This is a genomic window from Anoxybacillus sp. ST70 (genome assembly GCF_019553625.1).
Classification (GTDB): Bacteria; Bacillota; Bacilli; order Bacillales; family Anoxybacillaceae; genus Anoxybacillus; species Anoxybacillus gonensis.
The window spans coordinates 303,534-318,854 of sequence record NZ_JAHZOF010000001.1 but is presented as its reverse complement, the minus strand read 5'-3'; the positions used below and the strand labels follow the sequence as shown (position 1 = coordinate 318,854).

At 43.5% G+C, this 15,321-nt stretch carries 14 protein-coding genes and 1 pseudogene; 10 read left to right on the top strand and 5 right to left on the bottom strand.

What is annotated here, in order from left to right:
• Positions 1-57: 57 nt before the first annotated feature.
• The 6 genes and pseudogenes from ptsG (at position 58) to K1I43_RS01605 (ending at position 8,132) form a co-directional block, all read left to right on the top strand.
• A complete protein-coding gene (ptsG, locus tag K1I43_RS01630) occupies positions 58-2,070 on the top strand; it encodes a glucose-specific PTS transporter subunit IIBC (RefSeq protein WP_019418010.1) in 2,013 nt (670 codons plus the stop codon).
• Between the two features lie 83 nt (positions 2,071-2,153).
• A complete protein-coding gene (locus K1I43_RS01625) occupies positions 2,154-2,426 on the top strand; it encodes a phosphocarrier protein HPr (RefSeq protein ID WP_019418009.1) in 273 nt (90 codons plus the stop codon).
• Positions 2,427-4,170 (top strand): annotated as a pseudogene (gene ptsP, locus K1I43_RS01620) (phosphoenolpyruvate--protein phosphotransferase). It abuts the gene before it with no gap.
• 139 nt (positions 4,171-4,309) lie between these two features.
• Positions 4,310-6,289 carry a methyl-accepting chemotaxis protein gene (locus tag K1I43_RS01615; protein WP_019418007.1) on the top strand — a complete coding sequence of 660 codons (1,980 nt, stop codon included), beginning with the start codon at positions 4,310-4,312 and terminating at the stop codon, positions 6,287-6,289.
• Between the two features lie 193 nt (positions 6,290-6,482).
• Positions 6,483-7,250, top strand: coding sequence for an SDR family oxidoreductase (locus K1I43_RS01610; protein WP_026011745.1), 768 nt, complete (start codon positions 6,483-6,485; stop codon positions 7,248-7,250).
• A 15-nt stretch (positions 7,251-7,265) separates the two neighbouring features.
• Complete coding sequence (locus K1I43_RS01605; protein ID WP_019418005.1) at positions 7,266-8,132, top strand: NAD(P)-dependent oxidoreductase; 867 nt, start codon at positions 7,266-7,268, stop codon at positions 8,130-8,132.
• Between the two features lie 10 nt (positions 8,133-8,142).
• On the opposite strand, the gene K1I43_RS01600 is transcribed toward K1I43_RS01605, so the two are convergent.
• From K1I43_RS01600 to K1I43_RS01590, 3 genes are all read right to left on the bottom strand, one after another.
• Positions 8,143-9,294 carry an aminotransferase A gene (locus K1I43_RS01600; RefSeq protein WP_019418004.1) on the bottom strand — a complete coding sequence of 384 codons (1,152 nt, stop codon included), beginning with the start codon at positions 9,292-9,294 and terminating at the stop codon, positions 8,143-8,145.
• A 114-nt stretch (positions 9,295-9,408) separates the two neighbouring features.
• The gene (locus tag K1I43_RS01595) at positions 9,409-9,645 is read right to left on the bottom strand and encodes an IDEAL domain-containing protein (RefSeq protein ID WP_009362569.1); all 237 of its coding nucleotides are present in this window, start codon (positions 9,643-9,645) and stop codon (positions 9,409-9,411) included.
• A 132-nt stretch (positions 9,646-9,777) separates the two neighbouring features.
• A complete protein-coding gene (locus K1I43_RS01590) occupies positions 9,778-9,966 on the bottom strand; it encodes a hypothetical protein (protein WP_019418003.1) in 189 nt (62 codons plus the stop codon).
• A 139-nt stretch (positions 9,967-10,105) separates the two neighbouring features.
• Between K1I43_RS01590 and K1I43_RS01585 the strand changes: the two genes are divergently transcribed.
• Positions 10,106-11,362, top strand: a complete 1,257-nt coding sequence (locus K1I43_RS01585; RefSeq protein WP_026011744.1) for an ATP-binding protein — start codon at positions 10,106-10,108, stop codon at positions 11,360-11,362.
• Here the strand turns inward: K1I43_RS01585 and K1I43_RS15615 are convergent.
• A complete protein-coding gene (locus K1I43_RS15615; RefSeq protein WP_019418002.1) occupies positions 11,359-11,727 on the bottom strand; it encodes a hypothetical protein in 369 nt (122 codons plus the stop codon). The genes K1I43_RS01585 and K1I43_RS15615 overlap by 4 nt on opposite strands.
• Before the next feature lie 17 nt (positions 11,728-11,744).
• The gene (locus K1I43_RS15610; protein WP_019418001.1) at positions 11,745-11,939 is read right to left on the bottom strand and encodes a TetR/AcrR family transcriptional regulator; all 195 of its coding nucleotides are present in this window, start codon (positions 11,937-11,939) and stop codon (positions 11,745-11,747) included.
• Between the two features lie 144 nt (positions 11,940-12,083).
• Between K1I43_RS15610 and K1I43_RS01575 the strand changes: the two genes are divergently transcribed.
• From K1I43_RS01575 to K1I43_RS01565, 3 genes are all read left to right on the top strand, one after another.
• On the top strand, positions 12,084-12,722 hold the full coding sequence (locus K1I43_RS01575; RefSeq protein WP_019418000.1) for a glycoside hydrolase domain-containing protein: 639 nt from the start codon (positions 12,084-12,086) through the stop codon (positions 12,720-12,722).
• A 70-nt stretch (positions 12,723-12,792) separates the two neighbouring features.
• The gene (locus tag K1I43_RS01570; RefSeq protein WP_019417999.1) at positions 12,793-13,698 is read left to right on the top strand and encodes a chemotaxis protein; all 906 of its coding nucleotides are present in this window, start codon (positions 12,793-12,795) and stop codon (positions 13,696-13,698) included.
• A 12-nt stretch (positions 13,699-13,710) separates the two neighbouring features.
• Positions 13,711-15,321 carry a diguanylate cyclase gene (locus tag K1I43_RS01565; RefSeq protein WP_019417998.1) on the top strand — a complete coding sequence of 537 codons (1,611 nt, stop codon included), beginning with the start codon at positions 13,711-13,713 and terminating at the stop codon, positions 15,319-15,321.

Here is a 15,321-nt window from a genome sequence, read left to right as displayed (position 1 = left end):
TTTATACATGAAAACGCCGTTTGTTGCAAACGTTAACATGATGAAGGAGGGTTTTATATGAAAAAAGCGTTTGGTACGTTACAAAAAGTCGGTAAAGCGCTTATGCTTCCCGTTGCGATTTTACCGGCAGCAGGTATTTTGCTTGCGTTTGGTAACGCATTGCAAAACCCAGCATTAATTGAAAAAATTCCGGCGTTAGAAACAGGCTGGGTTGAAATGGTTGCAAAAGTGATGGAGCAATCTGGTGGAATTGTATTTGCGAACTTGCCACTTTTATTCGCAGTTGGGGTTGCCGTCGGATTAGCTGGCGGTGAAGGAGTTGCTGGTTTAGCAGCGATTATCGGTTACTTAGTTATGAATGTAACAATGAGCGTCATTTTAGGTGTAACGTCCGATCAAATCGGCACAGACCCATCGTTTGCAAACGTATTAGGTATTCCGACGTTGCAAACAGGGGTATTCGGCGGGATTATCGTCGGTATTTTAGCCGCGTACATGTACAACAAATACTTTAACATTGAGTTGCCATCTTATTTAGGTTTCTTTGCAGGGAAGCGTTTCGTTCCGATTGTGACAGCTGCATCTGCGTTAATTCTCGGTATTGTGATGACGTGGTTATGGCCGCCTGTTCAACACGGCTTAAACGCATTTTCGCACAATATGATTGATGCGAACCGTACGTTAGCTGCATTTATCTTCGGTGTCATCGAGCGTGCATTAATTCCGTTCGGTTTACACCACATTTTCTACTCACCGTTCTGGTTTGAGTTCGGTCAATACGTGAACAAAGCAGGCGAAATCGTACGCGGTGACCAACGCATTTTCTTCGAACAAATTAAAGACGGTGCCGAGCTAACGGCGGGTACGTTTATGACAGGAAAATTCCCGTTCATGATGTTCGGTTTACCAGCAGCAGCGCTTGCGATTTATCATGAAGCGCGTCCAGAAAACAAAAAAGTCGTTGCAGGGATTATGGCATCTGCCGCGTTAACATCGTTTTTAACAGGGATTACAGAACCAATTGAATTCTCATTCTTGTTCGTTGCACCAGCATTGTTTGCGATTCATACCATTTTCGCTGGTTTATCATTCATGCTTATGCACATCTTAAACGTAAAAATCGGTATGACGTTCTCTGGTGGTGTCATTGACTACTTACTATTCGGTGTGTTGCCGGGCCGTACAGCATGGTGGCTCGTCATTCCGGTCGGTCTTGTGTTTGCGGTCATTTACTACTTCGGATTCCGTTTTGCGATTCGTAAATGGGATTTAGCAACACCAGGTCGTGAAAAAGAAACGACAGAAACAACTGCTTCAGCAGATGCAGGCGAACTTCCGCACGAAATTTTAGCGGCGCTTGGCGGAAAAGAAAATATCGCACATTTAGATGCGTGCATTACGCGTTTACGTGTATCTGTCAACGACATTCAACATGTCGATAAAGATCGTTTAAAAGCGCTCGGTGCAGCCGGCGTATTAGAAGTCGGCAACAACATTCAAGCGATTTTCGGACCGAAATCAGACATTTTAAAAACACAAATTAAGGATATTATGGAAGGCCGCGTGCCGACAAAAGCAGTAGAAAAAGCAAAACCAGCGGTGCAAGCAACAGGAGAAACAGAACAAGTCGCATCACCGTTAACAGGAAAAGTCGTTCCACTTTCTGAAGTACCAGATCAAGTGTTTTCAACAAAAATGATGGGTGACGGTTTTGCGGTTGAGCCGACAGATGGAACAGTCGTATCGCCAGTAGATGGAACGATTGTGAACGTGTTCCCGACAAAACATGCGATCGGCATTCAATCAAAAACAGGTCGTGAAGTGCTCATCCACTTCGGTATTGATACAGTGAAATTAAACGGTCAAGGATTTGAAGCGCTCGTATCAGAAGGAGCAGAAGTGAAAAAAGGACAACCAATTTTAAAAGTTGACCTTGCATATGTGAAACAACACGCCCCTTCTGTTGTTACGCCAATTATTTTCACGAACTTACAAGCAGGAGAAACGGTGCACATCGCGAAACAAGGAACAGTAACAAAAGGCGAAGACGTTGTCGTCGTTCAAAAATAATTTACTTGCAAAATGCGTCATTTTTCGGTAAAAAAACATAGAGGGTTTTTGCCCTCTATGTTTTCAAAATATAAAGTGAGGAGATGAGCAATATGCAAAAAACGTTTCAAGTAACAGCAGAATCTGGTATTCATGCCCGTCCAGCAACGATGTTAGTTCAAACAGCAAGCAAATTCGATAGCGACATTCAATTAGAGTACAACGGCAAAAAAGTAAACTTAAAATCCATTATGGGTGTCATGTCATTAGGTATTCCACAAGGTGCGCAAATTACGATTTCAGCTGAAGGTAGCGATGCAGCAGAAGCGATGAATGCATTAACAGAAACGTTAGCAAAAGAAGGATTAGCTCAATAAATGAAACGATTGCAAGGGATTGCTGCATCGAATGGCATTGCCATTGCGAAAGCGTACCGTTTAGAACATCCCGATTTAACGGTTGAAAAACAAACGATTGAAAACCCAGCTGAACAAGTGAGCCGCTTGCAACAAGCGCTCGCCAAAGCAAAAGAAGAACTAAAAGTGATTCAAGCGCACGCATTAAAAGAGCTTGGCGAAGATAAAGCGGCTATTTTCTCCGCCCACTTACTCGTACTAAGCGACCCAGAACTCGTCCAAGCTGTTGAACAAAAAATTGAACAAGAACGCGTCAATGCAGAATTTGCTCTTCATGACGTCGCATCGATGTTTATTGCGATGTTTGAAGCGATGGATAACGAATATATGAAAGAGCGTGCCGCAGACATTCGCGATGAAAGAGCGTGCCGCAGACATTCGCGATGTAACGAAACGCGTGCTTGCTCATTTGTTAGGAGTCACGATTTCAAATCCAAGCATGATTACAGAAGAAGTCGTCATTATCGCTGAAGACTTAACACCGTCCGATACGGCACAATTAAACCGAAAATATGTGAAAGGTTTTACAACTGACATCGGCGGTCGTACATCTCACTCGGCGATTATGGCACGCTCAATGGAAATTCCAGCCGTCGTCGGCACGAAAGAAGCGACAGCGACGATTCAAAACGGCGACATCGTCATTATTGACGGACTTGACGGTGAAGTGATCGTCAATCCGACAGAAGAAATCATTGCCCAATACGAACAAAAACGTGCCGCATTTGCTGCGCAAAAAGCAGAATGGGCGAAGCTCGTTCACGAGCAAACGATGACGAAAGACGGTCACCATGTCGAGCTTGCGGCGAACATCGGCACGCCAAACGACGTCGAAGGTGTGCTTGCGAACGGAGCAGAAGGCATCGGACTATATCGTACAGAATTTTTATACATGGGACGTAACGAGTTGCCGACAGAAGAAGAACAGTTTGAAGCATATAAAACAGTATTGGAAAAAATGGAAGGGAAACCCGTTGTCGTTCGTACGCTCGATATTGGCGGCGACAAAGAATTACCATACTTAGACCTTCCAAAAGAAATGAACCCGTTTTTAGGTTTCCGTGCTATCCGTCTTTGCTTAGATATGCAACAAATGTTCCGTACGCAACTTCGCGCGTTGTTGCGCGCAAGCGTATACGGCAACTTAAAAGTGATGTTCCCGATGATTGCGACGTTAGACGAATTCCGTCAAGCGAAAGCAATTCTTTTAGAAGAAAAAGAAAAGCTCGTTGCGGAAGGGGTTCCGGTGTCTGATGAGATTGAAGTCGGCATGATGGTCGAAATCCCAGCTGCTGCTGTATTGGCAGATCAATTCGCAAAAGAAGTCGATTTCTTCAGCATCGGTACAAACGACTTAATTCAATATACGATGGCGTCCGACCGAATGAACGAGCGCGTCTCATATTTATACCAACCATACAACCCAGCGATTTTGCGCCTCATTTATAACGTCATTGAAGCGGCGCATAAAGAAGGAAAATGGGTTGGCATGTGTGGGGAAATGGCAGGAGAGCAACTTGCTGTGCCAATTTTACTAGCGTTTGGTTTAGATGAATTTAGCATGAGTGCGACATCCATTTTACGCGTTCGCTCACAATTAAAGAAACTGTCTAAACAAGAAGCTGAACAAGTGAAAAATCATATTTTATCGCTTGCGACAGCAGAAGAAGTCGTTCGTTTCGTGAAAGAAACGTTTCACTTATAAGAACCGATTGCTTCGGTTCTTTTTTTATGAAAAAATCAGTACAAAACGGTTATAGACAGCGTGGCGTGAACCTTTTATAATAAAACTACAACTTTATTAATTTTCCGACAACATTCGACATAGCTAGGGGGGGACTACTTTGTTTCGTTCATTAACGATGAAACTAACTGGTTTAATGGTCTTATTATTAGTCATTGCACTCGTTGCCTCGCAAACGGTCAACTACGTGCAAATGGCGTCTGTCATGAAAGATGATGCAAAAGTGCGGGCCGAGTCTCTTGTGACAGAGCTTGTTGACGATATCGAACATAGCTTTGATAGCCAAGAAGATGCACTAAAGCAATTTAGTGAAACGAAATCGTTTCAAGCGTTTACAAAAACGGAAGACGCTACGTTATGGAATGATATTAATCAGCAATTTTCGACATTTTTAAACATTCATCAAAAAGTGCAGCTCGCCTATATCGGTACGGCAAACGGCAACATGTACACGACACCATCTGTCGAGCTGCCGCCAGATTTTGATCCGACGACGCGTCCATGGTATAAAGCGGCTGTCGCTTCACCAGACAAAGTCATTTGGACAGAGTCGTACGTCGATGCGGTGACAAACGATTATATCGTCACGATCGCTAAAGCGATTGTCGAAAACGGGCAAGTCATTGGAGTTATCGGCTTAGACGTATCGTTAAATACGCTCGCAGAAACAGTTGAGCAGTTTAAAGTTGGCTACAACGGATATCCGGTATTGTTCGATCAAAATAAATTTGCGATCGTTCATCCACAGTACAAAGGAAAAGATATGTCTGACCATCCGGTCGTCAAAACGATGTTTGCGAAAGAAAATGGTACTTACGAATATGAACAAGACGGCGAAAAACGATTGTTATATTTCCATACGATTCCGAAGTTAAATTGGAAAGTCGGTGCGGTATATAAAGAAAAAGATTTATTAGCGACGTTAACGACTATTGGGAAAACGTCATGGACAGTTGTTGTCATCGCAACGATTCTCGCCTCGCTTCTTATTTATGCCGTATCGCGTTCGATCGTGAGACCAATTATTCAGCTTAATGAGCGCGTGCAACAAGTGGCGACAGGCGATTTAACGGTGCATGTCGAGCCGAAAGGGAACGATGAAATTGCTCAGCTGACAAGCCACTTTAACGACATGGTGGCGCATATGCGCTCATTAATTGGCGAAGTCGATCGTTCCGTTGCAGAACTTGGTAGTGCGGCAGACCATTTAAGCGCCGTCTCCGAAGAAACGATGGCAACGAGCGAACAAGTGACAACGGCGGTCACCGATATCGCAAAAGGAGTATCAGAACAAGCGAGCAATTTAGATGCGATGAACGACCGCATGAACGACTTATCTGAAAAAATGGGTGCGGTGACGCAATCGGCTGAACGTGTGAAACAACTTTCGGATGAAACGAAAGAAGCAAGCTATATGGGCATTGAAAAACTAACCGTACTTCAAACGAAATCGACGGAGTCGCAAAATGAATTGCGTTCAGTAGAAACGGTCATTACGGATTTAGGTGCGAAAATGAAACAAATTGGCGCGATTATTCAAACGATTACCGACATTTCCGCACAAACGAATTTGTTAGCATTAAATGCTTCGATCGAAGCAGCAAGAGCAGGGGAACACGGAAAAGGGTTTGCGGTCGTTGCGGAAGAAGTGCGTAAACTCGCAGAACAATCCGCGCAAGCGACAGAACAAATTCGCCAAACGATTACGTCCATTCAACAACAAGCTACAATGGCGACCGAAGCGGTTGATCATACGAAACAAATGAACGATCAACAACAACAAGCTGTAACGGAAACAGCCGAATCGTTTATGCATATCGCAACGATGATGGAACAATTAACGTCAGCAATTGAGCATATTTTTACGCAAATTCATGACGTCAACGAAAATAAAGAACAAATTGTCGCTGCGCTTCAAAACTTAGCGGCCATTTCAGAACAATCGGCTGCATCGGCTGAAGAAGTATCCGCTTCCTCAGAAGAACAATTAAAAGCGTTAAGCACGGTGACAGAAGCGGCAGAACGGTTAAACGATATGAGCCGCTCATTGCAACAACTCATTCACCGTTTCCGCGTATAAAGCTAGGTATGATGCCTAGCTTTTTTACATGTTAATAATAATTTCTCCCTTTTTATATGCAGCTTTGGCATGTATGAATATGAACAAGAGATGACTAGAGAACAAATGGTGAAGCGAGCGGATGAAACAAAGCACGAAGGAAGGAATCGCGTCGTCGTTAGCGAATAGTATAGCAGGAGAGGAGGCGGATGAAATGAAAACAGCGATTGTTGCTGCGTCGAGCCAAGGGCTCGGTAAAGCGATTGCGACAAAACTCGTTTCGCAAGGCGTCCATGTTATGCTTGCGAGCCGCGATGAGCGAAAATTGCACGAAGTCGCTGAACAGTTAAATGCGCTCGGAAAAGGGAAGGCGGCATATACGGTGACAGACGTGACGAATCGTGCGATGATCGAGCAGTTAGTAGAAAAAACGGTGGAAACGTTCGGCGACATTCATTTGTTAGTCAATAATTCTGGAGGGCCGCCGACAGGGACGTTTGCGACGTTGACAGACGATGATTGGCAACGGGCGTTTGAGTTAAATGTGCTAAGCTACGTGCGTCTGATTCGCGCGGCGTTACCGCATTTGAAAAAGACGAAGGGGAAAATTGTAAATATCGCATCATCGTCCATTAAAGAGCCGATTCCGGGACTGCTTCTTTCCAATACGTTTCGCCTCGGCATCGTCGGCTTGACGAAAACGCTCGCGCAAGAGCTTGCCCCGTATGGCATTTTAATTAATACCGTTGCACCGGGACGCATTGCGACAGAGCGTGTCGCCTATTTAGACGAACAAAATGCGAAAAAGCTCGGCATTCGCAAAGAAGAACTAGAAGCGCGCATGAAAGCAACGATTCCGCTCGGACGTTACGGCACGCCAGAAGAATTTGCGAACGTCGTCGCCTTTTTATTGTCCGATGACAATACGTATATGACAGGACAGTCGCTTTTAGTCGATGGCGGCATGGTGAAAGCGATTTAAAATGGGGTGAAACATATGCAAACGATTGGTTTTATTGGATTTGGTGTCATGGGAAAAAGCATGGCGCGACATTTGCTTCGGGCAGGTTATTCGCTCGTCGTATATACGCGGACAAAACAAAAAGCAGAAGACATATTAGCAGAAGGAGCGGTATGGAAAGAGACGGTGAAAGATGTCGCTAAAGCGGCAGACGTCGTCATGACGATGGTCGGTGAGCCGCAAGATGTCGAGCACGTGTACTTTGGCGATGACGGCATTCTTGCACATGCAAAACGCGGGACGTATGTCATTGACTTTACGACGTCTAAGCCATCGCTTGCGGTACGCATTCACGAAGCGGCGAAAGAAAAAGGGATATTTGCTCTTGATGCACCTGTATCAGGAGGCGATATTGGCGCGCGCGACGGCACGTTGTCGATTATGGTTGGCGGCGATAAAGAAGCGTTTTCCGCATGCATGCCGCTTCTTTCCCATTTAGGAAAAAATATCGTTTGGCAAGGAGAAGCAGGAGCAGGGCAACATACGAAAATGTGCAATCAAATTGCGATTGCGACAAATATGATCGGCGTATGCGAAGCGCTCGTTTATGCGGAAAAAGCGGGATTAGATCCCGAACGGGTGTTGCGAAGCATTTCACAAGGAGCCGCATCGAGCTGGTCGCTTTCCAACTTGGCGCCAAGAATGCTTGCGGGCGATTTTGCTCCCGGTTTTTATGTGAAACATTTTATTAAAGACATGGGCATTGCGCTTGCAGAAGCGGAAACGCTCGGCTTGTCGCTTCCGGGGCTAAAGCTTGCGAAACAGTTGTATGAATCGCTTGCTGAACGGGGAGAAGAACAAAGCGGGACGCAAGCCTTATATAAATGGTATAAAGAATGGTAAAAAGGTGCTTTTAGCGAGCACCTTTTTTTATATATGACTCGATGCGATCAAGACCTTTTTGTAACGCATCCATTGAACAAGCGTATGACAAGCGAATATATCCTTCGCCGTATGTAGAAAACGCACTTCCCGGCACGACCGCTACTTTCGCTTCTTTCGCAAGCTTGAGGGCGAATTCAAATGAGGAGTGATGAAACGGTGCGATCGATGGAAAAATGTAAAACGCTCCGTTCGGCTTTTGTACGTCAAAACCGATCGATTGAAGCCGTTCATACACATAGACCATTCGTTTTTTGTATTGTTGTTTCATCTCCTCGGCATCGTTTATTCCGACCGTTAACGCTTCAAGCGCTGCTTTTTGCGAAATGGACGTCGCGCATGAAACGTTATATTGATGCACTTTTAATATATGTTCAATGACCCATTGTCGCGCAAATAAAAGACCGATGCGAAATCCGGTCATCGCATGCGATTTGCTGACGCCGTTAATGACGATCGTTTGGTCAGGAAGCCATTTCGCAATCGATTCATGCGTCCCTGTAAACACAAGTTCACTATAAATTTCATCTGAAATGACCCAAATCGGTTTGTCTTTCACAAGTTGAGCGATTTGTTGCAATTCGTCGCTCGTTAACGTCATTCCTGTTGGATTGGACGGATACGGAAGCACGATACAGCGCGTTCGCTCAGTTATAAACGGCTCGATTTGTTCAGCTAACAGCTTAAAATTTGTCTGGCGCGTATCGACATATACAGGTGTGGCTCCACATAAACGAATAATCGGCTCATACCCTGGATAAATGGGGGCGGGGAGAATGACTTCTGAGCCTTCTGTTAAAATAGTGCGAAACGCAATATCGAGCGCTTGGCTTGCTCCGACGGTGACGATCACTTCATCGGTTGTATAGCGCAGCCCATATTTTGTTTCAACAAAACGGCAAGCCGCTTCACGTAAAGGCAAGTATCCAGCATTATGCGTATAAGAAGTAAATTGCTCATCAAGCGCTCGCTTTGTTGCTTCTTTAATATGTTCCGGCGTCGGAAAATCAGGCTGCCCAATCGTTAACGAAATGATATCTTTTTCTTGTGCGACAAGATTAAAAAATTGACGAATGCCAGATAACTGAATATGCTGCACACGTTCATTGATCGGAAGCATCATCGTTTTTCACCTTTCTTCATTTTCTTTCTATTAAACAATAAAAGGTGAACGTTTCGCAATGTGTTTTTGCGTCAAACGTTCACCTTATGTGCTGTTCTGTCGTTTCACAGTCGATCATGCGCGCACATCCTCCAAATGACGATAGCGTTCTAGAAGCTCGTTGTATTGTTGTGCGAGGGTTAGAAACAACGCTTCATCCCGTTGCTCAAGCGCCTTGTCAATATCGCGCATGAGCCGATCTCTTTCGTAGCGAAACAACGCCTGTTCGATCACAAATTGTGCTGCTTGTTTGTAATCTGTGAGATCATACGGTTGAGATACGAGTGCCATATCATTGTACTTTTCAAACATGTTTCATTCCCCCTTAGAGAGAAGAATATTCTTCTCCTTTTCTACATTATAAAGAGTTTTTTGTAAATTGTAAATAAAATTTTGAAAAATGAAAACAAAAAAATAAAAGCTGACGAATGCCAGCTTTATATATTAATAACCGTAATCCCAGTCGATTTCTTCATCATGCCAAAGAACCGCTTCTGTTTCTTCGTCTGCGACTTCTTCCAGTTGTTCTTTTTCTACATCTTCTAAAATCGTAACCGTATGATTTTCTTCAAAAAGAATGGCTAACCCTTTCATTTTGACACCTTCTCTTTTCGTGTTTTTCTTCACAAACATTGTAACGCCCTTCGCTTGTCCACGTCTATGATGTTCATAAAGATGTCAATGTTTTTGTTTTTTCTGAAAATACGAACGCATTTATGTCCGTTAGCGAGTGTGCTACAATACAAAAGGAACAATGATCAGGAGGCATCACATGTTTAGCGCTGTTATTAAACCGCTCGTTGTCAATATTACCATTTTATTTTCACTCGTTTTTAATGCAAACTTATTTTTTCCATTTCGCCGAAAAATGATGCTCACTTGGAAACAAAAAATGATGTACGGCGTTGTGGCATCGTTTACTGCCGTTTTATGTATGATGTATCCGATCCAACCGTTAGCGAAAACGAACTTTGACTTTCGCATGCTCGTCATTTTAGTGACGACATTGTATATCGGAAAAACGGCTGGGCTATTATGTACGCTCACCGTTGTGATCGGACGGTTTATGATCGGTGGTCCGTTTGCTTATGCGGGAGTGACCGTTTCCGTATTCGCATACGTTGTCGGCATGTTGTTTCGCTCGTCTTTTTTTAACGTCAAAAGAAAGATATTATATGGGCTTATGATCGTTTTTATTTATCTCATTTTATATATCGCAACGATTATGTATGCCGTTCCGCCGCTTTCTTGGCGATTTTATGTCGTTTACTTCGCTTTTTTTATCGCGATGTTTGTCGCGCTCGTTTCCGTCATCGAACGTCTCATTCAATTTAACGAACAGTTTGACGATATGATTTACGTCGATAAATTAGCGACAGTAAGCGAAATGGCCGCTTCATTCGCTCATGAAGTTCGCAATCCGCTCACGACGGTGCGTGGATTCGTCCAATTTTTAAGCAAAGATACGATCGATGAAAACGTAAAAAAGTTCGCTCCAATCATTTTAGAAGAATTAGACCGAACGAATGAAATTATTACAGAATATTTAGCTCTCGCCAAACCAGCGCCGTTCCAACTGCAAAAAGTGAACATCGATGACATTTTACATACATCTGTCCATTTATTAAGTCCGCTCGGTACGATGACAAACGTATCGCTCCATCTTTATACAGAAGGAAAAAGCGATGTGTATGGCGACGCTCATTATTTAAAACAAGCGCTATTAAACGTCATGAAAAACGGAATTGAAGCAATTGAATATGGCGGGATTGTGACGATTCATAAAACGGTTGATGAAAAAGAAAAGATAGTCATCATTACGATTCGCGATACAGGAAAAGGAATGACGAAGGAGCAGTTGAAAAAAATCGGCTTGCCGTACTATACGACAAAATCGAAAGGAACAGGGCTTGGCAGCATGATTACGTCTCGACTGATTCGCCAAATGGGAGGAACGATTGCGTACGAAAGCCGACTGAATGAAGGAACGACGGTCACGATTACATTACCGCTATATGAAGGGGATTAGTCCCCTTCTTTTTTCATATAGTCGATAAACATCGCGATCGTATCGATCATAAAAGTCGACAACGGTTCAGATAAGTGGGAAAACATCCATAGTTTTAATGCCCCGAAATATAGTTGAAGAGCGATTAACGAAAGCGTTTCGGAAGATCGTTTCGTTCGAATGTCCCCGCATCGTTTCCCTTCCTCAAATATATTCGTCAACATATGAATAAAAGGAGTGAACGGCAGCGTGTCATATTGTTTTGCGGTATAAATATGTACCATGGATTTCGTCACTTCTTTCCCGAGCTTTTCGTGCATCGTTGTTAATTCATAAAACAACTGCTCGATTTCCTTATGCCACGTTCGTTCCTCGCTTTCTTGCAATCTTTTGCATAGGCGTTCTACATGGGGGAGAATACGCTTTGTAACACTTCTTCTTTCGTGCGAAAATAATTAAAAAATGTCCTTTTCGCCACGCCAGCTTCATTCGTAATTTGCAAAACGGTCGTTTGCTCATACCCTTGTTTTTGAAATAATTGAAGGGCGGTTTGTTGGAGTAATATTCTCGTTTGCTTTTTTTGTCGCTCTTTTTTCATTATGAATCCCCCGTCAGCATCTTCTACTTTTATTATAGTGATTTTTACCTAGGGATAGAGTGATATTTTACAAGATGAAAATTTTGTTTAGACATGTATGATTCGCATATATATGGAAAGAAACGTGAAAAGGAGGGAATAGACATGTGGGGCGTCGATTCAGCTGCAAAAGTGACGGAAACGTTGCTTACGTGTGTCAGAACACAATACGGTTTTCCGCAATTTTGGGGAAGATATGTGACGACGGTGCCGAATGTATCGGACGGTTTGACGAAAGAAGAAATTGCATTTATTCGAGGGCGCGGCATAAAAATTGCACCGATTTACAATGCGTTTCGTGAGGCGACACAATACGAAAAAGGAAGAACGGCAGCGCGAAATGCGATTTTTCATGCGCGCAGATTAGGCATTCCGAAAAATAAAGTCATTTTTGCCAATATTGAAGATGAATTTCAAGTAGATGCCGCATGGATTCAAGCATGGGTCGATACGTTTTATCCGAGCGGATATCGTCCGGGCATATACGCGAATCCGACGAAAGGAGCGTTTGGTGCAGCGTATTGTGAAGCGGTAAAAAACGATGAACGAATCGCCCAACAAACGATCATATGGAGCTCATACCCGCGTCCGGGGGCGACGCCAGCGGCCAAAGCACCGACGTATCGCCCGAACGTGCCGAATTGCCGCGCGAACGTTTGGATGTGGCAATATGGGCGCGATGCCGACCGTTGCGCCATTGATACGAACGTGGCAAACCGAAAAATAAGCGACTATTTGTATTAAAAATATTTTTCGTCCGCGATAAGAAGTATGATAAAATAACGGTAAATATTGTTGTAATGGAGGCTGTTTTATGGAAAATAAACATGGAATTTTATTAGAAAGCGGGACGAATGAGCTAGAAATTGTCGAATTTTTAATTGGTGAAAACCGATTTGCGATTAACGTCATTAAAGTAAAAGAAATTATTCATCCGATTGCACCGACAAAAGTGCCGCATGCCCATCCATACATCGAAGGCATTATTGAATTGCGCGGTGAAGTGCTGCCGCTTATTGATTTGGCGAAAGCGCTCGGCTTTGGGCCATCCAACAATCCAGCGCAAGATAAATATATTGTTGCAGAGTTTAATCAACAAAAAGTAGTGTTTCACGTCCATAACGTCACACAAATTCATCGCATATCATGGAAACAAATCGAAAAGCCGTCGCAAATGTATCAAGGATTGGAAAGCCAAATTATCGGCGTTGTGAAATTAAACGGCCATATGATTTTATTGCTTGACTTTGAAAAAATCGTCGTCGATATTAACCCGCAATCAGGCATTCACGTCGAGCGTGTGAAAAAACTTGGCAAACGTGAGCGATCGAATAAAAAGCTAATCGTTGCGGAAGACTCACCATTGTTACGTAAGCTTCTTCACGACACGCTCGCGGAAGCAGGGTATGTATATGTCGAGTTTTTTGAAAACGGCGAAGATGCGTTACATTATTTACAATCGATCGTTCAAAAAGGAAAGCCGGTGGAAAGCGAAGTGCAATTAGTCATTACCGACATTGAAATGCCGCAAATGGACGGCCATCATTTAACGAAGCGCATTCGCGAAGATGAAACATTAAAACATTTACCAGTCATCATTTTCTCTTCGCTCATTACCGACGATCTTCGTCATAAAGGGGAGCGCGTTGGAGCGACAGCACAAGTAAGCAAACCGGAAATTGCCGAACTTGTGCAAATGATTGATCAATATATTTTGTAGTAGGGGATGGCCATGGATCGTTATGAAAAATATCGTCAACATTTTTTAAAAAACATTCGCAAACGGTTAGAAGAATGGGAAACGGTAGATGAAATTGCCCATCAAGACGTGTACCGCCTACTTCATTCCATCGCTGGCACGGCTGCAATGATCGGAATGACCGATATCGGAAATTATGCGCGCCAGTTAATGGAACAATGGGGGGAGGACGAACATAAAAAATGGAAAGCGACAGATGTGAAAGAGCGGCTAACTCCGCTTTTTCAACTTTGTTATGAACAACAAATTGGAGACGTCACACAAGAGGAACAAGGAACGAAAAAAGGAGACGAACCGACCGTTTTACTCATTGATGACGACCCGTCGTTTTTAATGTACGTGAAAGAACAGCTCGAACAAAGCGGCTGGTACGTTGTGGCCATTGCTGATCCGGTCAAAGCGGTCGCTTCGTTTTACGACGTTCGTCCGGATTGTGTCGTCATCGATATTCATATGGGGAAAAAAACAGGATTTGAAGTATTAACGTTTTTAAAAGAAAAATTAAAACAACAATTTATCCCGATGATTATGGTGAGCATTGATGATCGAAAAGAAACGCGCATAAAAAGCTATGACATGGGCGCTGACGATTTTATTCCAAAACCGTTCGAGATCGACGAATTTATTGTGCGCATTCGCCGTCAACTTCAGAGAAAGCAATTAATTGACGAACTGCTTCTTTTAGATGAACTGACGCACGTCTACAACCGAAAATATATAAAACAAGCATATGAACAATTAAAAAGCGATTGGCATCGCACGCACGAACCGTTTTGTTTAGCGGTGCTTGACATTGACCATTTTAAACGAGTCAACGACCAATACGGACATTTAATTGGCGATGTCGTTTTAAAACAATTTGCGCAATTTTTAAAAGCGAACGTCCGCGCACGCGATATTGTCATTCGTTTTGGCGGAGAAGAATTTGTCGTATTATTGCCGGCAACAGAAGCGACAGAGGCGTTTCTTGTGTTTGATCGCCTGCGCGAACAGTTTGAACGGATGACGTTTCAAAGTGGCGATGTGACGTTTTCGTGTACGTTTTCAACGGGCATTGTTGAAGTGAACGATCCAACAAAGCCGATCGGCCATTGGATTGAATTGGCCGACTCTGCACTATATGAAGCGAAAAATACAGGAAGAAACTGCGTCGTGCTTGCAAAACAACAAAAAGCATCACATCGCCGCACGGTGAAAGTCGCGATTGTCGATGATGATGCCATTGTGCGCGCAATTGTGACAGACGTCGTCCAAAAAATGTTTACGAAAGAAAAAGTGACGCTCGATTTGCGTGCGTTTAAAGATGGCGAACAGTTTATGGCGTCCGATTGGCATGATGGAAAAGAACCGTGCCTCGTCATTTTAGATGGGGTGATGCCGAAAATGGATGGACTTGAAGTGTTACAACAACTGCGAAACCGAAAAGACTCCTCGCGGTATAAAGTCATTATGTTAACAGCAAGAAAAAGTGAAAACGATATTGCCCGCGCCCTTGAGCTCGGTGCAGATGATTATATGACAAAGCCGTTTAAGTTGCTTGAGCTTGAAGCAAGAATACGCCATATGTTAAAAAGGATGAATTAG